This window comes from Mycolicibacterium diernhoferi (assembly GCF_019456655.1).
Lineage (GTDB): Bacteria > Actinomycetota > Actinomycetes > Mycobacteriales > Mycobacteriaceae > Mycobacterium > Mycobacterium diernhoferi.
Map to the genome: position 1 here is coordinate 4978586 of NZ_CP080332.1, position 21824 is coordinate 5000409.

Below are 21824 nucleotides of genomic sequence, written 5' to 3' on the forward strand. Positions count from 1 at the left end.
GTCACTCCACACCCCCCCGAGTGACCAAGGTCACATCAGCAGTGGGATTACCGTTCACCTGCACGTAACTTACGACGCCCGAAAAGGGTGCGTAGACCTGCATGGTTACCGTTCCGACTCGCATTTTTAAGAGCCTCAGATGTCCAGACTGGACAGCTGCCCGATCACCTGAACGGCCAGCGGGTTGAGCGTGGCCATCCCGTCCCGGACCGCGGCGCGGGAGCCGGCGATGTTCACCACGAGCGTGCTGCCGGAGATCCCGGCCAGCCCGCGCGACACTCCGGCGTCCACGATGCCGGCCGACAGTCCGGAGGCACGCAGGGCCTCGGAGATGCCCAACAGCTCGCGGTCGAGCAGTTCGACGGTGGCCTCGGGCGTGACGTCGCGGGGGCTGACCCCGGTCCCACCGACCGAGATCACCAGGTCGACGCCCCCGATCACCGCGGTGTTCAGCGCATTGCGGATCTCCACCTCGTCGGCGGCGACCACCACCACGCCGTCCACCAGGAAGCCGCTCTCGGTGAGCAGCTCGGTGACCAGCGGCCCGTTGTGGTCCTCTTCTCCGTGTGCCGTCCGGTCGTCGACGACGACCACGAGCGCCCGCCCGACCAGCTCCCCAGGTTGTTCCATGCCTGTCACCGTATATCCGGCCGATGCCAACGACCCAGGCAAGGTCAAATCCAGCCCGCCGGTCATTGCTGCGCCTTGCCCAGGGTGACGTCCAGCGTCTCGGAGCCGCCGGATCCCTCGAAGGTCAGCGTCACCTTGGTGCCGGGGGCCTTCGACCGCACCGCGGCCACCAGGGCGTCCGCACTGTTGATGACACGGCCGTCGACCTTGGTCACCACCACGCCGCTGGGCAGGCCGGCCGCGGCGGCCGCGCCACCCTCGGTGACCTCGACGATCTTCGCGCCGTCCACCGAGGCGTCGTTGCCGACCTGCACCCCGAGGGAGGCGTGCGAGGCGCTGCCGTTCTGCACCAGTTCGTCGGCGATGCGCTTGGCCTGATCGACCGGGATGGCGAAGCCCAGGCCGATCGAACCGCTCTGGGAGGCCGCGGAGTCCCCGCCGAGGGTGGCGATGGCCGAGTTGATCCCGACCAGCTCGCCGTTCATGTTCACCAGCGCGCCGCCGGAGTTACCGGGGTTGATCGCGGCATCGGTCTGGATCGCGTCCAACACGGTGTTCTGGTTGCGCCGGTCCCCGCCCGCGGCGACCGGACGGTTCAGTGCGCTGACGATGCCGACGGTGACGGTGCCCTCCAGTCCCAGCGGGGAGCCGATCGCGACGACGTCCTGTCCGACGCGCAGGTCGGCCGACGAACCGACCGCGATCGGCGTCAGATCCGACACGCCCTCGGCCTTCACGACCGCGATGTCACTGGAGGGGTCGGTGCCGATCACCTTGAACGGCGCGGTGCGGCCGTCGGCGAAAGTCACCTTGGTCTGCGGACGGCCGCCGCCCGGGGCGCCTTCGGTGGCGATCACGTGGTTGTTGGTGAGGATCAGTCCGTCACTGGACAGGATGACGCCCGAGCCCTCCTCGGACGCCCGGCCCAGGTTTGTTTCCAGCTTGACCACACTGGGGACCACCTTCGCCGCGACCTGCTCCACCGAACCGACCGGCAGGCTGGCCGCCGGCATACCCGGGGTGGCGCCGCTGCTGCTGGAAAAGCTGGTCGACGGCTGATCGGGCTGAGCCAACACCGCGACCCCGCCGCCGATACCGGCGGAGACGACCGCGATCGCCACCGCGGCGGCTGCCAAAGCGCCTGTCCCCGAACGTTTCTGCGGCCTCGACGAAGCGGCGCCGGTCGGGCGGTACGGGTCGTACTGCGGACGCGGCTGCTGACCCTGCGACTGTTGGGCGTAGCGCCAGTCGTAGGACTGCTGCTGATAGGTGTGCTGATAGGCGTCGCGAGGAGCCGTGTAGCCCGTCCTCGAGTCGTAGGTCGGCTCGTAGGTCGGCTCGTTGGTGCGGTAGCCGGGCTGGGCCGGAGGCTGGGTGTACCTCGGGTCGTTCGTCATGGTGCTCGGCGCTCTTTCTTTCAGCGGTTGGAGTCATCTGTTCAACGCGTCGGACAGCCAAACAGTGCCGATCCGGGCTGAGAATCCACTTAGAGAATTGGTGTATGGCCACCCAGGATGTCCTGAGCTTCCCCACGCCGTTCCCCCGGGTGAGAGGTTATCTATTGTCTGCGCCGGCCGACGTACCGTCCATCGATTTGTCGGCGCGTGTCGGGGAAACCCCGGTGGACCCGCCGTACGCGGCCGCGTACGGTGCCGTCACCGCGGCGCTCTCGGGCAGCACCCGCCGGCCCGGCAGCACGATGCGGACCGAGGTGCCCGCCGGGTCGCCTCCGGGCACGGCGTCCTCGATTTGAAGCGTCCCACCGTGTTTGAGGACGACCTGTTTGACGATGGCCAGACCCAACCCGGAACCGGGCATCGCACGCGCCGATGTCGAGCGGTAGAAGCGTTCGAAGACGAGCTCGCGCTCGTGCGGCGGGATGCCCGGACCGTGATCGGAGATCACCAGTTCGGCGTGCAGCGCATCGCGTTGCTGCAACCGCACCAGCACACTGGCCCCGGGCGGACTCCACTTCGCCGCGTTGTCGAGCACGTTGAGCACAGCGCGCGACAGGCCGGCCATGTCGCCGTCGACCTCCCAGTCGATGAGCTCGGCGTTGAACTCAATGTCGTTGCGGCGGCGGCGGACTCGCTCAAGGGCCCGATCCACCACATCGGACAGGTCGACCTTCTCCCGGATCGCCACGCCGGCGTCGTCGCGGGTCAGGTCCACCAGATCACCCACCAACGTGGACAATTCCTCGATCTGGGCAATCACGTCGGCCTGCAACTCGGCCATCTCACCCTCGGGCAGCTGCTTGGCGCCGGGCGCCTGGGCGGCCATCAGCAGCTCGACGTTGGTGCGCAGCGAGGTCAGCGGGGTGCGCAGTTCGTGCCCGGCGTCGGTGACCAGCCGGGCCTGGCGTTCCCGGGACTCGGCCAGGGCGCGCAGCATCATGTTGAAGGCGTCGGTGAGCCGGGCGAGTTCGTCGGTGCCGATCACCGGGATGGGGTGCAGGTCGTCGGTGCGGGCGACGCGTTCGGCGGCCTGGGTCAGCCGGGCCACCGGCCGCAGCCCGGCGCGGGCGACCATGCCGCCGGAGATCGCGGCCACCGCCATGCCGGAGGCGCCGACGATGGCCAGCACGGTGCCCAGCCGGTTCAACAACGCCAGGGTCGGGGCCAGGCTCTTGGAGATGAGCAGGGAGTTCCCGTCGGCCAGGTGCACGGCCAGCACCCGCTGATTGTTGACGGTCCGCAGCGACATCAGCAGTTCGCCCTGCACGACGGCCTTCTCGGGGGCGCCGAGCGGCAGGGTCTGGCCCTGCTGGTTGGCGGTGTAGACGAAGCGGCCCGGGCTGACCAGCATCGCGTTCACATCGGAGTAGGCGGTGCCCTCGATGGCCTTTCCCGGATCGGCGGACAGCGATCCGCTCTCGATGAGCAGCTGCGCCCGGCTGTGCAGCTGGGTGTCGATGTCGTCGTACACCGATCGCGAGACCACGGCGTAGACGGCGACGGCCATCAGCACCACCACCATCGCGACCATGGACATGGCCAGCAGCATCACCCGCCAGCGCAGCGAGACCGCACTGACGTTGCGGGTGTATCGCCGGTGGCTATCGGACCGCAGCGACAGCTTCGCCGGCCTCTTGAACAACTTCGCGAACCACGGCATCAGGGCGGTGTTTCACGCAGCACATACCCCACCCCGCGCACGGTGTGGATGAGCCGCGGCTCGCCCTCTGCCTCGGTCTTGCGACGTAGATAGCCGACGTACACCTCCAGCGCATTGCCCGAGGTCGGGAAGTCGAATCCCCACACCTCTTCCAGGATGCGGCTGCGGGTGAGCACCCGCCGGGGGTTGGCGATGAGCATTTCCAGCAGCGAGAACTCGGTACGGGTGAGGCTGATCTGCCGGTCTCCGCGGGACACCTCGCGGGTCACCGGGTCCAGGCTCAGATCGGAGAATGCCAACGCCCGCGACTCGGCCGGCTCGTCCGGGGTCACGCGCCGCCGCAGCAGGGCCCGCATCCGGGCCAGCAGTTCTTCCAGCGCGAACGGTTTGGGCAGGTAGTCGTCGGCACCCGCGTCCAGGCCGGCCACCCGCTCGGACACCGAGTCCCGGGCGGTGAGCACCAGGATGGGCAGGTCGTCACCGGTGCTGCGAAGGTGACGGCACACTTCGAGGCCGTCGAGCCTCGGCATCATCACATCCAGGACAAGCGCGTCCGGCCGATCAGCGGAGATGGCCTCGAGGGCTTCGACACCGTCTTGAGCGAGCTCGACGGAGTATCCATTGAACGAAAGCGACCGGCGCAGGGATTCGCGCACCGCGCGATCGTCGTCAACGACAAGAATGCGCACAGCCACAGTGTCATACCTCTGTCTGAGACAGACCTGAGAGCCGCACGGCCGACAGAGCGGCTACTTGCGGTCGAGGTCGACCAGGCCGAGACGCGCGGCCTTGAGGAGGCGACGCGGCACCTTGCGCTGGGCGCCGGCGACAGTGACGTTGACCAGGCCGGTGGCCTCGGCCTTCCACTGCGCGCGGCGGCTACGGGTGTTCGAGCGCGACATCCGGCGCTTGGGCACAGCCATGTTCGAGGTCTCCTCTTGAGTACTGCTGGTGGCATAGATGCGCACGCCCAGATTTCGATGGGCGGCGGCAATTACTCAACAGAATAGCCCGACAGCTGCGTAGCCTCCAAAAAGCGCCGTCAACCCTTGACTCGATACCGTCGGTACCGAGTAATCTACCTACCGGTTGGTTGCGGTGCGAGGGGGTACGGGTGACGACTGCGGCGGTGCGGATCGGCAACTGCTCGGGGTTCTACGGTGACCGCATCGGCGCCATGCGCGAGATGCTCGACGGTGGGGAGCTCGACTACCTGACCGGTGACTACCTGGCCGAACTCACCATGCTCATCCTGGCCCGCGACCGCGCCCGAAACCCCGACCTGGGCTACGCCAAGACCTTCCTGCGCCAGTTGGAGGACTGCCTGGGCACCGCCCTGGACAAGGGCGTGACAATCGTCGCCAACGCGGGCGGCCTCAACCCCGCGGCGCTGGCGGGCGCCGTCCGCGCGCTCGCCGAGCGGCTCGGCCTGGCGGTCAACGTCGCCCACGTCGAGGGGGACGACCTGCTGGCCCGCGCGGACGAACTCGGGTTTCCCGGACCGGCGGGCAAGAGCGGAGCGACCCGGGGGATGGCACCGCTGCTGAGCGCCAACGCCTACCTGGGCGCCTGGGGCATCGTGGACTGCCTGGCCTCCGGCGCCGACGTCGTCGTCACCGGCCGGGTCACCGATGCCTCGGTGACCGTCGGGCCCGCCGCCGCCCACTTCGGCTGGGCGGCGACCGACTACGACGCGCTGGCCGGTGCCGTCGCGGCCGGCCACATCATCGAGTGCGGCGCCCAGGCCACCGGCGGCAACTACCCCTTCTTCACCGAGATCCCGGACTTGAATCACCCGGGCTTCCCGATCGCCGAGATCTCGGCCGACGGTTCCTCGGTGATCACCAAGCACCCCGGAACCGGTGGACTGGTCAGCACCGACACCGTCTCCGCCCAGCTGCTCTATGAGATCGGCGGGGCCCGCTACCCCAATCCGGATGTCACGCTGCGGATGGATTCGGTGTCCCTGTCCCAAGACGGGCCGGACCGGGTGCGGGTGAGCGGGGTGCGCGGCGAGGCTCCCCCGCCGACGCTGAAGGTGTCGCTGAACAGCATCGGCGGCTTCCGCAACGCGACCTCGTTCGTGCTGACCGGGCTGGACATCGAGGCCAAGGCCGCATTGGTGCGCAGCCAGCTCGAATCCCACCTGCCGGTGCGCCCGGCCGAGCTGGTCTGGACGCTGGCGCGCACCGACCACCCCGACGCCGACACCGAGGAAACCGCCAGCGCCCTGCTGCACTGCGTGGTCCGCGACCCCGACCCGGCCGTGGTCGGCCGGCAGTTCTCCTCGGCCGCGGTCGAACTCGCCCTGGCCAGCTACCCGGGCTTCACCTCCACCGCACCGCCCGGCGACGGGCAGGTCTACGGGGTGTTCACCCCGGGATACGTCGACGCCGCACTGGTCCCGCACATCTCGGTGCATGCCGACGGCACCCGCGTGGCCATCGCACCCGCCGCCCAGACCCTGACCGTCGAACCGGTCGCCGCGCCGCCGCTGCCCGAACCGCCGCAGGAAGGCGCGGCCGTGCGGGTACCGCTGGGCCGCATCGCCGGTGCCCGCAGCGGGGACAAGGGCGGATCGGCCAATGTCGGCGTGTGGGTTCGCGCCGGGGCGAGCGACGCGACGGGAAACAGATCGGACGATCAATATGCGTGGCTGGCACACACTTTGACGGTCGACAAGGTCCGCGAACTGCTGCCCGAGACGGCCGGCCTACCGGTGACCCGGCATCTGCTGCCGAATCTGCGCGCCGTCAACTTCGTCATCGACGGCATCCTCGGGCAGGGCGTCGCCTACCAGGCCCGGTTCGACCCACAGGCCAAAGGTCTCGGCGAATGGCTGCGGTCCCGACATATCGAGATCCCGGAAAGGCTGTTGTGATGCGTTGGCGAACCCACGTGAGGATCGCAGCGAGGCACGAGCGAGGACCGGGGCGAGGGAGAGCCGAGCAATGAGGACGAGCCTCTGGCATGCCCCCGAACGTGAAGCCCTGCGAAAGACGGTGCGGGCGTTCGCCGAACGCGAGATCCTGCCCTACGCATCGGAGTGGGAGCGGGCCGGGGAGATACCGCGGGAGCTGCATGCCGAGGCCGGGGCCGCCGGTTTACTGGGCGCGGCGTACCCGGAGTCGGTCGGCGGTGGCGGCGGCGATGCCGCCGACGCGGTGATCATCTGCGAGGAACTGCACCGGGCGGGTGTGCCCGGCGGGACCTTCGCCTCGCTGTTCACCTGCGGCATCTCGGTACCGCACATGATCGCCTCCGGCGACCGGCGCCTCATCGACACCTACGTGCACCCCACCCTGCGCGGCGATCTGATCGGCGCGCTGGCCATCACCGAGCCCGGCGGCGGCTCCGACGTCGGGCACCTCAAGACCAGGGCCACCCGGGACGGCGATGACTACATCGTCAACGGGGCCAAGACCTACATCACCTCCGGCGTGCGCGCCGACTACGTCGTCACCGCCACGCGCACCGGCGGGACGGGGGCGGCCGGGGTGTCGCTGCTGGTCATCGACAAACCCAGCCCCGGGTTCGAGGTGAGCCGCAAGTTGGACAAGATGGGTTGGCGCTCAAGCGATACCGCCGAATTGTCCTACACCGATGTCCGGGTGCCCGCCGCCAACCTGGTCGGCCCCGAGAACAGCGGCTTCGCGCAGATCGCCGGGGCGTTCGTCGCCGAACGGGTGGGCCTGGCGGCCCAGGCCTACGCGAGCGCCCAGCGCTGCCTGGACCTCACCGTGCAGTGGTGCCGGGACCGGGAGACCTTCGGCCGTCCGTTGATCTCCCGCCAGGCCGTGCAGAACACCCTGGCGGAGATGGCCCGGCGCATCGATGTGGCCCGGGTGTACACCCACCACCTGGTGGCGCGTGAGATGTCCGGTGAAACCGACCTGATCGCCGAGGTCTGCTTCGCCAAGAACACCGCCGTCGAGGCCGGCGAATGGGTGGTGAATCAGGCCGTCCAACTGTTCGGCGGGATGGGCTACATGACCGAATCCGAGGTGGAGCGCCAGTACCGGGACATGCGCATCCTGGGCATCGGCGGCGGCACCACCGAGATCCTCACCTCGCTGGCCGCCAAGACCCTGGGGTTCCGATGACACGCCTGCACACCACCCTCGACGCGGACGCCCCCGCCTTCACCGAGGCCGCGGCGGCCATGACGGCCAGGCTCGACGAACTCGCCGCCGAGCACGCCAAGGCGCTGGCCGGCGGCGGCGCCAAATACGTTGAGCGCCACCACGCCCGGGGCAAGCTCACGGCGCGCGAACGCGTCGAGCTACTGCTGGACCCGGACTCGCCGTTCCTGGAGTTGAGTCCGCTGGCCGCCTGGGGCACCGACTTCGCCGTCGGCGCCAGCGTGGTCACCGGGATCGGCGCGGTCGAGGGCGTCGAATGCGTCATCGTCGCCAACGATCCCACCGTCAAGGGCGGCACCAGCAACCCGTGGACGCTAAAGAAGATCCTGCGAGCCAACCAGATCGCCTTCGAGAACCGGCTGCCGGTGATATCGCTGGTCGAATCCGGCGGCGCCGACCTGCCCACCCAGAAGGAGATCTTCATCCCGGGCGGGCGGATGTTCCGCGACCTGACCCGGCTGTCGGCGGCCGGGATCCCCACCATCGCCCTGGTCTTCGGCAACTCCACCGCCGGCGGCGCCTATGTGCCGGGCATGTCCGATCACATCGTGATGATCAGAGAACGCTCCAAGGTGTTCCTGGCCGGGCCGCCCCTGGTCAAGATGGCCACCGGCGAGGAATCCGATGACGAATCCCTCGGCGGCGCCGAGATGCACGCCCGGACATCCGGATTGGGCGACTACCTGGCCGACGACGAAACCGACGCCATCCGGATCGGGCGGCGCATCGTGGCACGGCTGAACTGGCGCAAGCAGGGGCCGGCACCGGCGCCCGTCGTCGAGCCCGCGCACGACCCGCGGGAACTGCTCGGCATCGTCGGCGCCGACCTGCGCATCCCGTTCGACCCGCGCGAGGTCATCGCCCGCTTCGTGGACGGTTCGGATTTCGACGAGTTCAAGCCGCTCTACGGTTCATCCCTGGTCACCGGGTGGGCCGACATCTACGGCTACCCGGTCGGCATCCTGGCCAACGCGCGCGGGGTGCTGTTCTCCGAGGAAGCCCAGAAGGCCACCCAGTTCATCCAACTGGCCAACCGCGCGAACACCCCGTTGCTGTTCCTGCACAACACCACCGGCTACATGGTGGGCAAGGCGTACGAGGAGGGCGGCATGATCAAACACGGGTCGATGATGATCAACGCCGTCTCCAATTCCACGGTGCCGCACATCTCGCTGCTGATCGGCGCCTCCTACGGGGCCGGGCACTACGGAATGTGCGGGCGCGCCTACGACCCCCGGTTCCTGTTCGCCTGGCCCAGTTCGAAATCCGCGGTGATGGGCGGCACCCAGCTCGCCGGCGTGCTCTCCATCGTCAGCCGGGCCGCCGCCGAGGCCCGCGGCCAGCAGGTCGACGAGGCCGCCGACGCCGCGCTGCGGGCCGCGGTCGAGGCGCAGATCGAGGCCGAGTCGCTGCCGGTGTTTCTGTCCGGCCGGCTCTACGACGACGGGGTCATCGATCCCCGGGACACCCGCACCGTGCTGGGAATGTGCTTGTCCGCCATCGCCAGTGCACCGATCGAGGGGACGTCGAACTTCGGCGTCTTCCGGATGTAGAGGTTGTGATGAGCGCCTGCGCGAAGAGCGGAGAGCACAGCGATGATTCATAGGATCCTGGTCGCCAACCGCGGCGAGATCGCTCGCCGGGTGTTCTCCACCTGCCGGCGTCTGGGCATCGGCACCGTCGCGGTGTACACCGACCCCGACGCCGAATCCCCGCACGCCGCCGAGGCCGATCTGCGGGTGCGGCTGCCCGGCCGCAACGGCTACCTCGACCCCGGCGCGCTCATCGACGCGGCCCGCACCGCCGGTGCCGACGCCATCCACCCGGGATACGGATTCCTTTCCGAGAACGCCGATTTCGCGGCCGCGGTTTCCGAGGCCGGGCTGGTGTGGATCGGCCCACCGGTGCCGGCCGTGCAATCGATGGGCTCCAAGATCGAGGCCAAGAAGTTGATGGCCGCCGCCGGCGTGCCGGTACTGGCCGAACTGGACCCGGACGCGGTGACGTCCGCCGAGCTGCCGGTGCTGATCAAGGCGTCCGCCGGTGGGGGTGGTCGCGGTATGCGGGTGGTGCGCGAGCTGGCGGCGCTGCCCGCCGAAGTGGCCGCGGCCCAACGGGAAGCGCAGTCCGCGTTCGGTGACCCGACGGTGTTCTGCGAGCGTTACCTGACCGGCGGCCACCACATCGAGGTGCAGGTGATGGCCGATCGGCACGGCACGGTGTGGGCCGTGGGTGAACGCGAATGCTCCATCCAGCGCCGGCATCAGAAGGTCATCGAGGAGGCCCCCTCACCGCTGGTACAGCGGATCCCGGGAATGCGGGCCAAGCTGTTCGAGGCGGCCCGGCTGGCCGCCTCCGCGATCGGCTACACCGGCGCCGGCACCGTCGAGTTCATGGCCGACGATCAGGGCGAGTTCTTCTTCCTGGAGATGAACACCCGACTGCAGGTGGAACACCCGGTCACCGAGGAGACCACCGGACTGGACCTGGTCGCCCTGCAGATCGACATCGCCGACGGCAGCCCGCTCGGGCCGCACCCGCCCGCGGCCACCGGGCATTCCATCGAGGCCCGCCTCTACGCCGAGGACCCGGCCAGGGACTGGCAGCCGCAGGCCGGCGCCGTGCACCGTTTCCGGGTGCCGGGCGTGCGCACCGAGTTCGGCACCCTCGGCCAGGTCGGGATCCGGCTGGATTCGGGCATCGTCGACGGTTCGCAGATCTCGGTGTTCTACGACCCGATGCTGGCCAAGGTCATCTCCTTCGCACCGACCCGGGCGCGGGCAGCGGCGGTGCTGGCCGACGCGCTGGCCCGCGCCCGCATCCACGGCGTCGGCACCAACCGGCATCTGCTGGTCAACGTGCTGCGACACCCGGCGTTCTTGGCCGGCGACACCGACACCGCGTTCTTCGACACCCACGGACTGGCCGATCTGGCCGCCGCGCCGGCGGCTACCGCAGCGCTGTCGGCGCTGGCCGCCGCACTCGCCGACGCCGCCCACAATCGCAGCACCGCAACGGCGTTCGGTCCGGCACCCAGCGGTTGGCGCAACCTCGCCGCGGGCTACCAGTCCCGCGGTTATCTCGATGCCGCCGGCGCCGAACTGACGGTGCGCTACCGCTTCGACCGAACCGGGGTGGAACTGCCCGACATCGAGAACGTCACCGTGCGCTCCAGCAGCGCCACCCGGGTGGTGCTGTCGGTCGACGGCGCCGAGCAGACGTTCGAGGTGGCCCGCTACGGAGACGAGGTGTTCGTCGACTCCCCGCTCGGACCGGCCCGGTTGACCTGCCGACCCCGTTTCCCCGAGCCGGATTCGGCCCTGGCCCACGGTTCTCTGCTCGCTCCGATGCCGGGTTCGGTGGTGCGGGTGGGCGCTGCCGCGGGCGACTCCGTCACCTCCGGGCAGCCACTGATCTGGCTGGAGGCGATGAAAATGGAGCACACCATCTCCGCCCCGAGCGACGGTGTGCTCGCCGAACTCAATGTGCAGGCCGGCCAACAGGTCGAGGTCGGCACCATCCTGGCCCGAATCGACAACACCCAAGGAGATCGATCATGACCGGCTTCATCGAGACCGAGGAGCAGCAGGCGCTGCGCAAGGCCGTGTCGGCCATGGCGGCCCACTACGGCCAGGACTACTACCTGGAGAAGGCGCGGTCCGGCCGACACACCACCGAATTATGGTCGGAGGCCGGCAAACTCGGCTTCATCGGGGTCAACCTGCCCGAGGAGTACGGCGGCGGCGGGGCGGGCATGTACGAGTTGTCACTGGTGATGGAGGAGATGTCGGCGGGTGGCTGTCCGCTGCTGATGATGGTGGTGTCCCCCGCCATCAACGGCACCATCATCAGCAAGTTCGGCACCGACGAGCAGAAGAAGCGCTGGGTCACCGGGATCGCCGACGGGTCGATCACCATGGCCTTCGCCATCACCGAACCCGACGCCGGCTCCAACTCGCACCGCATCACCACCACCGCGCGCCGAGACGGCAGCGACTGGATCATCAAGGGCCAGAAGACCTTCATCTCCGGTATCGATCAGGCGCAGGCGGTGCTCGTGGTCGGCCGCACCGAAGACCACAAGACGGGCAACCTGAAGCCGGCGCTGTTCGTGCTGCCCACCGACACCCCCGGACTGAGCTGGACCAAGATCGACATGGAGATCATCAGCCCGGAAGCCCAGTTCCAGGTGTTCCTCGATGACGTCCGGGTGCCGGCCGATGCGCTGGTCGGGTCCGAGGACGCGGCGATCGCGCAGCTGTTCGCCGGGCTCAACCCGGAGCGGATCATGGGCGCGGCCAGCGCGATCGGGATGGGCCGGTTCGCCATCGACAAGGCGGTCGAGTACGTCAAGACCCGCCAGGTCTGGAAGGTCCCGATCGGCTCGCACCAGGGTCTGTCACACCCGTTGGCACAGAACCACATCGAGATCGAGCTCGCGAAGCTGATGATGCAGAAGGCGGCCGCGCTCTACGACAGCGGGGACGATTTCGGGGCCGCCGAGGCGGCGAACATGGCCAAGTACGCCGCCGGGGAGGCCTCGGTGCGGGCGGTGGACCAGGCCGTGCAGTCCCTGGGCGGCAACGGTCTGACATCCGAATACGGCATCGCCGCCGCGGTGACCGCGTCCCGGCTGGCCCGGATCGCCCCGGTCAGCCGGGAGATGATCCTGAACTTCGTCGCGCAGACCTCGCTCGGTCTGCCCCGGTCCTACTGATGCTGGTCGGCTACCGGCTCGAGGGCCGGGTCGCCCGGTTGACGCTGGACTCCCCGCACAACCACAACGCGCTGTCCACCGCGCTGGTCGAACAGCTGCACCGCGGCGTCGACGATGCCGTCGCGGCCGGGGCGCGGGTGGTGGTGCTCGGGCACACCGGACCGACGTTCTGCGCGGGAGCCGACCTCGGTGAGGCGGCCGGCCGGGACCCCGGGGATGTGGCCGTCGCCCGTGCGCGGGAGATGACCCGGCTGCTGCGCGTCATCCTGGAGGCCCCGGTCCCCGTCATCGCGGCCGTCGACGGTCACGTCCGGGCCGGCGGTATGGGATTGATCGGGGCGTGCGATATCGCGGTGGCCGGGCGGGCGAGCACCTTCGCGCTCACCGAGGCCCGCATCGGCGTCGCCCCGTCGATCATCTCGCTGACGTTGCTGCCCAAGATGACGGCCCGCGCCGCCGGGCGGTACTTCCTCACCGGCGAGAAGTTCGGCGCGCAGCGGGCCGCCGAGATCGGGCTGATCAGCATCGCCGCCGAGGACGTCGAGACCGAGGTGGCCGGGCTCACCGCCGACATCGCCAAGGCGTCCCCCCAAGGGCTGGCGGCGTCCAAGGCCCTGACCACCGCGCCGATCCTGGCCGGATTCGATGCCCGCGCCGAGCAGCTCACCACGCAGTCCGCCGACCTGTTCGGTTCCGCCGAAGCCCGCGAGGGCATGCTGGCCTTCCTGCAGAAACGCAGTCCGGACTGGGTGTGAGCGCCCGCCACGGGTTTGCCAGTTTGTAAGACGAGCTTGCATATACCGGCGTGCGACGTAGGCTCGTCCCTGATGAGCGCCTGTTCGAAGAACCGAGGACGCAGATGAGCACTCCGTCCTCGCAGAACGACTCGACGCGTGCCGGCGACGCCGAGCGCATCCAGGTGGCCCAACTGCTGACCGACGCGGCCGCCCAGGGCCGGCTCACCACCGACGAGTACGAGCAGCGCCTGGCCAAGGCCTACGCCGCCACCACCCACGGCGACCTGGCCCGCCTGTCGGTCGATCTGCCGGATTTCGCCACCACCACGACCTCCGGGCCGCGTACACCGGCGCCGTCGACGGTGCTGCTGGCCATACTCAGCGGTTTCGAGCGGCGCGGGCGCTGGAACGTACCGAAGCGGCTGACGGCGTTCGCGCTGTTCGGCGGCGGGGTGATCGACCTGCGGTACGCCGATTTCACCTCCCCCGAGGTGGACATCCGGTCCATCTCGATCTTCGGCGGCCAGACCATCCTGGTGCCGCCGGAGGTGAACGTCGCGGTCTGCGGACACGGCGTGATGGGCTCGTTCGACCACGTCAGCGAACAGGGCACGCCCGGTGCGCCGTGCGTGACCATCCGCGGGTTCTCGCTGTGGGGCAGCGTCGGCGTCAAGCGCAAGAAACGCAAGTCCAACTAATTATTTGCTGAAATCGGCTATCGCCGACGCGCTCGGAGGTAGTCGCCGACGACGGCCGCCCCCAGCCCGTCCAGATCGGGGACGACCACCCGGCCGCCCTCCCGCCGCGCGACCTGATCGATGAAGCGCGCCAGCCCGGGATCGCTGCCCAGCCGGAAGATGGTCAGCTGCGCGCCGAGCGCGGCCAGATCGTCGAAGCCCTGCACCGTCAGCGCGATGGTGCGCGGATGCGGCGGGTAGTAGAAGAACGCTTCCGGTGGCGAAGCCACCGAATCGAGCCCTGTGCCGTATCCGTTTTCCAGGTGCGCGGTCGGCTCACCGTCGGTGACGATCAGGACGACCGGCTGCGCGTTGGGGTGGCGGCGCAGATGCCGGGCTGCCAGCGCCAACGCGTGATGCAGGTTGGTGCCTTGATCGCGCACCCCCTCCAGCGCGGTCAGCTCCGCAGCGGTGACGGTCCGGGCGTGCCGGCCGAACGCGATGATCTCCAGCGCGTCGGACCGGAATCGGGTGCTCACCAGATGGTTGAGCGCCAGCGCGGTCCGTTTCATCGGCAACCAGCGGTTCTCCATCACCATCGAGAAGCTGGTGTCCACCAGCAGCGCCACGGCCGATTGGGTGCGGGTCTCGGTTTCGGAGACCTCGACGTCCTCGACACTGATCCGCAGCGGGCCGCCATCGTGCCCACCGGCTTGCCGGAGCACGGCATTGGTGATCGTGCGGGTGACGTTCCACGGTTCGGTGTCACCGAACGCCCACGGGCGGGTGGCGCCCGTCAGCTCCCCGGCGGGCCCGGCCCGGCGGGTCTCGCGCTCACCGTGGCGCCCGGACAGTTGGCGCGCCACGTCGCGCAGCGCGGTCTGGCCGAGCTGACGCATCGCCTTGGGTGAGAGCCGCCACTTGCCGTCGGAGCCGCGGTCCAGGAAGCCCTGGTCGGTCAGGGCGCGCTCCAGTTCGGCGAGGGTGCGGGCACTGACCGCAGCCTCTTCGCCGAGCTGGCGGGCCAGCATGTCCAGGTCGACGTCCTCCATGCTGGCGCCCGAATAGCTCTGTGAGAGTTGCTCGGCCAGCTGCTCGAGCTCGCTGATGTCGGCGAGCGCCTGGGTGCCCTGGCCCATGCCCAGCGGATCGTCCCCGCTGAACTCCTCGGAGCCGCTCCAGTCTTCACCCGGCCGCGCCGCCTGCAGGTTGGCGTCCAACCGGTTCAGCGCGTTCATCAGGGACGGCGACCCGAAGGCCTGTTGGGCCAACGCATCCAGTTCCGCGCGTTGCGATTCGGACAGGCTGTTGCGGAACCGCTGGGCGGCCGCGGCGCGTTTGGCCAGCGAGTCCATCAACTCGTCGACATTGCGCGGATTCTCCGGGAAGTACTGGCCGTGTTCGGCCATGAACTTTTCGAAATCCTCGTCGGTGTCCACACCGTTGTTGTGCTTCTCCAACAGATCGTTGAGGTCGTCGAGCATCTTGTTGATGGCTTGGCGGTCCTCGTCGGTGGCGTTCTGCAGCGCCTCTTTCATCCCGGCGAAGCGCTGGTCGAGCATCTCCCGGCCGAGCAGATCCTTGATCTGCTCGTACTTCTGCCGGGCTTCCGGTGAGCGCCAGTCGTATTCGGCGAGTTCCTGCACCGCCTTGGCCGGCGACGGCGACAGCGCCTCCATCTGCATCTCGCCGAAACGCGCGTCGTCGTCGAGCGCGCGGGCGAGTTCCTTGCGCTCGGCCAGCACCGCCTCGTCGAGCAGCTTCTTCACCTCGGCCAGGGTGCCGTCGAGGTTGTTGCGCTGCAACAATTCCCGGCGCCGGCGGTTGACCTCGGCGGAGAGCCGATCCGCGCCCGGCATGTTCTCGGTGCCGCGGCGCATCAACTCCTGCAGTGCCCGGCGGGGGGACGCACCGGACATGACGTCCTCACCGATCGCGTCCAGCGCCTCACGCAGATCCACCGGCGGGGCCAGTGGGTCCGGCCCGCCGGTGTAGCGCGAATACCTGGAGAGGTGTTTAGCCATAGACGGTTTCGCCCTCGTCGGATTGCTTGTCGATGCGCTTGGCCAGATACAGGCCCTCCAGGGCCAACTCGACGGCGGCCGCCCGCTGCCCCTCGGTCTGTGCGCCGAGGCGTTCGGCGATCTCGTCGAGCACCGGCAGATCCGGTAGCGCGGCCAGCACATCCTTGGCCGACACCCGCTCCCCCGTGGTGACCGGGGATCCGGACTCCACGGCGGTCACCAGCGGGCCGACGTCGATACCGCCCAGTGCCCGGGACGCGGTCTCGGCGGTGGCGCGGCGCAGCAGATGCTCCATCACGGCCTGTTCGCGGCCCTCCTCACCGGATTCGAATTCCAGCTTGCCGCGCAGCACGTCGATCACGGTGCCGAGGTCGACCACCCGGGCCACCGGATCCTGCTCGCCGAGGATGGCGCCGCGGTGCCGGGCCGAGGCGGCCACGGTCTCGGCGGCGGCGATGGCGAAACGCGCCGAGACACCGGACCGCTGATCCACCGCGGTGGATTCGCGCAGCCCGCGGGCGAACCGGGCGATGACGGCCAGCAGGTACTCCGGCACTTCGGCGGACAGGTGCGCTTCCTGCGCGATGACGCCGACCTCGGCGTCGAGTTCGAGCGGGTAGTGGGTGCGGATCTCGGCGCCGAACCGGTCCTTGAGCGGGGTGATGATGCGGCCGCGGTTGGTGTAGTCCTCGGGGTTGGCGCTGGCCACCACGAGCACATCGAGTGGCAGCCGCAGCGTGTAGCCACGAACCTGAATGTCGCGCTCCTCCATCACGTTGAGCATCGAGACCTGAATGCGCTCGGCGAGGTCGGGCAGTTCGTTGACCGCGACGATGCCGCGGTGCGACCGCGGGATCAGGCCGTAGGCGATGGTCTCCGGGTCGCCGAGGCTGCGCCCCTCGGCGACCTTGATGGGGTCGATGTCACCGACCAGGTCGGCCACACTGGTATCCGGGGTCGCGAGCTTCTCGGTGTAGCGCTCGCTGCGGTGGATCCAGCCGATGGGCAGGTCGTCGCCGGAGGTCGCGGCCCGGCGGATCGACTCCGGGGTGATCGGGCTGTAGGGGTGCTCGTGCAGTTCGGAGCCCTCGATGACGGGCGTCCACTCGTCGAGCAGCCCGATCAGCGACCGCAGCAGTCGGGTCTTGCCCTGGCCGCGCTCACCGAGCAGCACGAAGTCGTGGCCCGCGATGAGTGCACGCTCCACCTGGGGCAGCACGGTGTCCTCGAAGCCGAACAGACCGGTCCAGATCTCTTCGCCGTCGGCCAGTCGGGCGAGCAGGTTCTCCCTGATCTCCTGCTTGATGCTGCGCTCCTGATGGCCCGAGGAACGGAGCTCGCCGAGGGTGCGGGGCAGATCGTTGGGTGACGTCACGAGGTCCACGCTACGACGGCTGTCGAATATGAGCTTGCCCACCTGACGCTTCGGCGGGCTCACCCGCCGCCAACTACCCGGTACCCTGGGTCCCATGAATTTGCTCGAATGGCGCGATCGGCCCTCAACGGTGCAGTTCGGGCCGGCCTCGTGGCAGACCCGGTTGCTGAACGCACTCTCGGCGATCTTCGTGCGCCCCGTGCTCGGGGTGCTCACCGTGCTCGGACTGGTGATCAACCGGATCCGGCCCGCGACGCTGCAGCGCGCCCGCCTCGACATCATCGATGCACCGATGCGGGTGCTGCGGCCGCTGCGCGGCACGGTCGTCACCCCCACCCGGTTACCGGACTGCCCGGCCGAGTGGGTGGTCGCACCCGGCAGTGCGGATTCGGACCGGGTGATCATCTACTTCCACGGCTCGGCGCTGGTGACGCTCGGCCTGAACAGCTACCGGCGGTTCGCTTCCAAGTTGTCCGCCGCGACCGGCGCCCGGGTCTTCAATGTGGGCTACCGGCTCGCCCCGCACGCCAGCATCGAGGAGGCGGTGGCCGACGGCCTGGAGGCCTACCGGTTCGTACTGGCGACCGGCGTGCCGCCCGAGCGGATCGTGTTCGCCGGCGATTCGGCGGGCGGGCTGATCGCCGCGGACACCGCGATCGCGGCGCGGGACGCCGGGCTTCCGGTCCCGGCCGGGCAGGTGCTGTTGTCGGCGTTGACCTCCGCCGACATGGAGATCAAGTACCAGGCCATCAAGGAACATTTCGACGTGCTGTTCCCGGCGTCGACGGTGAAATTCATCTACGACGTGTTCGCGACGGTGAACGGCACCCGGCCGGTGCCGGTGATGCCCGCCGAGACGAACATGACCGGGCTGGGCCCGTTCCTGCTGCAGGTCGGTACCCACGAGATGCTGCGCAACGACACTTTCGTGCTGGCCGATCGGCTCGCCGCCGACGGTGTGCCGGTGTGGGTTCAGGTGTGGGACAAGACGATGCACATGTTCCAGCTGTATTTCGACCTGAACCCCGACGCCGTGCGTGCCATCGCCGAGATCGCCTCGTTCGTCGAGCACGTCACCGCCGAGGCCAGCCAGGCTGCCTGAACGACCGCCGTTTCCGGCCCCGTCCAGTCAGGGCAGAGGCAACTCCTTGAGCTGTCGGCGCGAGGTGAGGCCGAGTTTCCGGAAGATGTTTCGCAGAGGGGCTTCGATCGTGCGCGGGCTGAGGAAGAGTTGCGCACCGACCTCGCGGGAGGTCGCTCCGGTTGCGACGAGTCGTGCGATGGTCAGTTCTTGAGCGGTGAGCGCGTCGGTGGGTTGGGCGGTCCGTTTCCGCGCATGCTCGCCGGTGGCGCGTAGCTCGCGGGCGGCGCGGGCCGCGAACGGCTCTGCGCCCATGCCCGACAGCACCTCGTGCGCGGTGCGGAGTTGTTCGCGTGCGTCGTGGCGGCGGCCTTCGCGGCGCAGCCACTCGCCGAAGACGAGGTGGGTGCGGGCGAGGAAGGCGACCATTCGGCAGCGTCGCAGCCGCTCGATGGCTTCGCGGTAGTGCTGTTCTGCGCCAGGTCCGGCGGTGGTCAGCGCCCGCGAGCGCGCAGCGATTCCGAGCGCCCAGTCGGTACCGGTGACGTGTGCCCTCGCGCAGAGTTCTTCGGTTGCGCTCAAAGCAGATTCCGGATCGCCGGCTCGCACGGCCGCCTCGACGAGTTCGTGGAGCGCCTGCCACCTGATCGACGGCTCGTATGTCTCACAAGCTCGGGAGGCGGCTTTCTGCGCCGCCGGATAGTTACCGCGGCCGTTGTGGAGCACCGCCATCGCCACCAGGGCCACGGTGGCCTCGATACTCCGCCGGCGTTCGGTTGCCTCGCCTACCCCGGCGTCGTACCGATCGGTGGCCTCGAAATCAATGCCGCGCCACGCACCCAGGTACGTCTGCGGGAAACTCAGAGGCATCGCGCCCGACGCTTGTGATAACGCAGCAGCCTCGTCCGCCAACTCGGCGGCGAGGGAAAGCTCACCGGTGTAGACCCGCACACACGCCGAAACCACAAGCGCAGCGGGTAGCGTGGCGAGGGCACCGGCTTCGCGCGCAAGTCGCACGTACCGGTCGGCCAACACGATGGCCAACTCGTCCTCGAACAGCCCGATGGCGGTTCGCGTCGCCAGCCACAGCCAGTTGCCGGCGTCGCCGGCTCGGACGGTCTCGACCGGAAACACCTGCTCGCGGAACGCCTCCACGGCCCGCCTGAGGACGGGCGCACCGGCTTCGAATCCCTGCGTGTGGACGGCCACCAATCCGCCGAGCAGCAGATCGGCCGGCCCGGGCGCCCCGGGCGGCATCGGTGCGGCCCTGACAGCTTCGGCAATCTCCAGCAGGCCGGGGCCGCTACCGGAGCCCCCGGTGAAGGTCGCCGCGTCGAAGGCCTGCAGGTAGGTCTCCCGAGCGAGCGGGAGATCCAGGGGAGCCATCATCCGCGCGGCGCCCAGCAGCATCCCCGGCACCTCGCTGCCTTGGGTGAGGTGGAAGGTGATCTGGGCGCGGAGCAGTTCCAGACGGGCGCGCTGCAGCGCATCCAGTCCCCCGGCGTCCACACTCTCCAGCAGTTCCAGTGCGGCTTCGGGCGCACCGGCACAGTGCTTGGCGTTGGCGGCATCCAGTGCACGTCTGGCCCGATTTGCGGGCTCGGGCGTCAGATCGGTCGCGCGTCGAAGAAACGCTGCTGCGGCGGCGAACCCGCCACGGGCCAGCGCACGATCGGCCGAACGCTCCAACTCCGCGGCGGCTTCTTCGTCGGTGCCCAGCACCGACTGCGCGCGGTGCCAGGCGCGGCGGTCCGGATCGGCCTGCGGGTCGGTAGCGACAGCCAAGGCGTCGTGGGCCCGCCGGAGCTCCGGTGCCGTGGCGGCACGGTAGACCGCCGAGCGCACCAGCGGATGCCGGAACCGAACTCGGGTGTCGATCTCCAGCAGCCTTGCGGTTTCCGCGGGCGCGGCCGCCTCGCGGTCGATCCCCAGATGGTCGGCCGCGCGCCAGAGCAAGGCCGCATCGCCGGTCGGCTCGGACGCAGCCACCAACATCAACTGCTGCGTCTCGGCCGGCAGGCTGCCCGAGCGTCGTCGAAAGTTGTCCTCGATGCGGCGCGGGACGCTCATGGCGTCGGGGAGTTCGAAACCACCCGCCATCTGCACGCTGCTGGGCAACTCCAAGAGCGCCAGCGGATTACCGCGCGCCTCGGCCACGATCCGGTCGCGGACCCCGTGATCGAGCGGTGCCCGAACAGCCGTGGCCAGCAAGGCCCGTGCGTCGGCCTCGCCCAGTCCGTCCAGTCGTAATTCGGGCAACCCCACAAACGCATTTCGGCCGTGTTCACAGGGGTCGCGCAACGCGAACATCAGCACCAGCCGCTCCGCCGCCACCCGTCGCGCGACAAACGCAAGAACCTCCGCCGACGCCTGGTCCAGCCACTGCGCATCGTCGACGATGCACAGCAACGGGCCCTCCTCTGCGAGGAGGTTCAGGACGGCCAACCCGACCAGGAACCGGTCCGGCGCGGCACCGCCCTGGCGGCCCAACGCCACGTCGAGGGCAGTCTGTTGCGGGTCTGGCAGCGTCTCTGCGCGGCTGAGTAGCGGCGCGCAAAGCTGGTGCAAGCCGGCGAACGCGAACTGCGTCTCGGACTCCACGCCGACCGACGATTCCACCCGGATCCCCAATGAGACCGCGGAGTCGCGGGCGTGCCGCAGCAGCGCAGACTTTCCAATGCCTGCTTCCCCGCGCAGCACGAGCACCCCGCTGCGCCCCGTCGATGCCTCGGCCAGGATCTTGCCGATCGCGTCACACTCTGCGCGTCGACCCAACAGGCCCGCGGCTTTCTGCTCGATCGGCGTTCGGGACGGGCCAGTGGAGGCGTCCGCCACACGCAGGATCCGTTGCGCGGGGATCGGTCGCGGGGGCGAAGTCTCATCGCCTGGATCCATGAGATCGACAGACACGACTGGGTTCCTCTTCTACGGGGCGCCTATTCGTTCATCAGAGGTATCGAGGACCTTGCCGGGAGCGCCGCGCCGGTCGCCGCAAACGATACGAGACGGACCGTTTCGCGTCAATACGGACCGGACCTATTGCTTTTATGGTCACGTCGTCTCGCTTACGGTTCAACCGCAACGAGCAGTCGCGTCGCGCCATCCTCGACGCGTCCATCTCGATGATCGGTGAGCTCGGGTACGACACATCTCGATAGAGGCGATCGCCAGGCAGGTTCGAGATAGCGCGACCGAGGGCGCTTCGGCGCGCGCCGATGGCTGCGCCCGGACGGTGACATCCCCGCCAGGACGGTAACGGCCGACGACTACGTAAGGGACTCTCACCGACGCGAAGGTGCCGCCGACGCTGCGAACCTGATGGCA

The 21824-nt window shown here is 69.2% G+C and carries 16 protein-coding genes; 8 read left to right on the forward strand and 8 right to left on the reverse strand.

The window, feature by feature from the left end; genetic code table 11:
- Positions 1-135 precede the first annotated feature (135 nt).
- The 5 genes from K0O62_RS23515 to rpmF form a co-directional block, all read right to left on the reverse strand.
- Positions 136-696 (reverse strand): MogA/MoaB family molybdenum cofactor biosynthesis protein, encoded by a 561-nt coding sequence (locus K0O62_RS23515; RefSeq protein WP_073858908.1) that lies wholly within the window; start codon positions 694-696, stop codon positions 136-138.
- Positions 693-2027: a S1C family serine protease gene (locus tag K0O62_RS23520; protein ID WP_073858909.1), complete on the reverse strand. Its 1335-nt coding sequence runs from the start codon at positions 2025-2027 to the stop codon at positions 693-695. Before K0O62_RS23520 ends, K0O62_RS23515 begins: the two co-directional genes overlap by 4 nt.
- Positions 2028-2184: 157 nt before the next feature.
- Positions 2185-3636, reverse strand: a complete 1452-nt coding sequence (locus K0O62_RS23525; RefSeq protein WP_234800267.1) for a HAMP domain-containing sensor histidine kinase — start codon at positions 3634-3636, stop codon at positions 2185-2187.
- A gap of 110 nt (positions 3637-3746) precedes the next feature.
- Complete coding sequence (locus tag K0O62_RS23530) at positions 3747-4436, reverse strand: response regulator transcription factor (RefSeq protein ID WP_073858910.1); 690 nt, start codon at positions 4434-4436, stop codon at positions 3747-3749.
- A gap of 60 nt (positions 4437-4496) precedes the next feature.
- A complete protein-coding gene (gene rpmF, locus K0O62_RS23535) occupies positions 4497-4670 on the reverse strand; it encodes a 50S ribosomal protein L32 (protein WP_073858947.1) in 174 nt (57 codons plus the stop codon).
- A gap of 191 nt (positions 4671-4861) precedes the next feature.
- On the opposite strand from rpmF, the gene K0O62_RS23540 reads away from it, so the two are divergent.
- The 7 genes from K0O62_RS23540 to K0O62_RS23570 all read left to right on the forward strand — a co-directional run bounded on the left by K0O62_RS23540 (position 4862) and on the right by K0O62_RS23570 (position 14041).
- Positions 4862-6628: an acyclic terpene utilization AtuA family protein gene (locus K0O62_RS23540; protein WP_073858911.1), complete on the forward strand. Its 1767-nt coding sequence runs from the start codon at positions 4862-4864 to the stop codon at positions 6626-6628.
- Positions 6629-6698: 70 nt separating this feature from the next.
- Positions 6699-7850, forward strand: a complete 1152-nt coding sequence (locus K0O62_RS23545; protein WP_073858912.1) for an acyl-CoA dehydrogenase family protein — start codon at positions 6699-6701, stop codon at positions 7848-7850.
- Positions 7847-9442, forward strand: a complete 1596-nt coding sequence (locus K0O62_RS23550; protein ID WP_073858913.1) for an acyl-CoA carboxylase subunit beta — start codon at positions 7847-7849, stop codon at positions 9440-9442. The genes K0O62_RS23545 and K0O62_RS23550 overlap by 4 nt, the downstream gene beginning before the upstream one ends.
- A 42-nt stretch (positions 9443-9484) precedes the next feature.
- Positions 9485-11449: an acetyl/propionyl/methylcrotonyl-CoA carboxylase subunit alpha gene (locus K0O62_RS23555; RefSeq protein ID WP_073858914.1), complete on the forward strand. Its 1965-nt coding sequence runs from the start codon at positions 9485-9487 to the stop codon at positions 11447-11449.
- Positions 11446-12606: an acyl-CoA dehydrogenase family protein gene (locus tag K0O62_RS23560; protein ID WP_073858915.1), complete on the forward strand. Its 1161-nt coding sequence runs from the start codon at positions 11446-11448 to the stop codon at positions 12604-12606. The genes K0O62_RS23555 and K0O62_RS23560 overlap by 4 nt, the downstream gene beginning before the upstream one ends.
- Positions 12606-13361: an enoyl-CoA hydratase family protein gene (locus K0O62_RS23565; protein WP_073858916.1), complete on the forward strand. Its 756-nt coding sequence runs from the start codon at positions 12606-12608 to the stop codon at positions 13359-13361. The genes K0O62_RS23560 and K0O62_RS23565 overlap by 1 nt, the downstream gene beginning before the upstream one ends.
- Before the next feature lie 104 nt (positions 13362-13465).
- Positions 13466-14041, forward strand: a complete 576-nt coding sequence (locus tag K0O62_RS23570; protein ID WP_073858917.1) for a DUF1707 SHOCT-like domain-containing protein — start codon at positions 13466-13468, stop codon at positions 14039-14041.
- A 17-nt stretch (positions 14042-14058) separates the two neighbouring features.
- Here K0O62_RS23570 and K0O62_RS23575 read toward each other — a convergent pair whose 3' ends face one another.
- A complete protein-coding gene (locus tag K0O62_RS23575) occupies positions 14059-16044 on the reverse strand; it encodes a VWA domain-containing protein (RefSeq protein WP_073858918.1) in 1986 nt (661 codons plus the stop codon).
- Positions 16037-17419, reverse strand: a complete 1383-nt coding sequence (locus K0O62_RS23580) for a sigma 54-interacting transcriptional regulator (protein WP_073858948.1) — start codon at positions 17417-17419, stop codon at positions 16037-16039. Before K0O62_RS23580 ends, K0O62_RS23575 begins: the two co-directional genes overlap by 8 nt.
- Positions 17420-17513: 94 nt before the next feature.
- Here K0O62_RS23580 and K0O62_RS23585 point away from each other — a divergent pair, with 94 nt between their 5' ends.
- A complete protein-coding gene (locus K0O62_RS23585) occupies positions 17514-18521 on the forward strand; it encodes an alpha/beta hydrolase (protein ID WP_073858919.1) in 1008 nt (335 codons plus the stop codon).
- Positions 18522-18548: 27 nt separating this feature from the next.
- Here K0O62_RS23585 and K0O62_RS23590 read toward each other — a convergent pair whose 3' ends face one another.
- On the reverse strand, positions 18549-21335 hold the full coding sequence (locus K0O62_RS23590) for an ATP-binding protein (protein ID WP_234800262.1): 2787 nt from the start codon (positions 21333-21335) through the stop codon (positions 18549-18551).
- Positions 21336-21824: the final 489 nt, after the last annotated feature.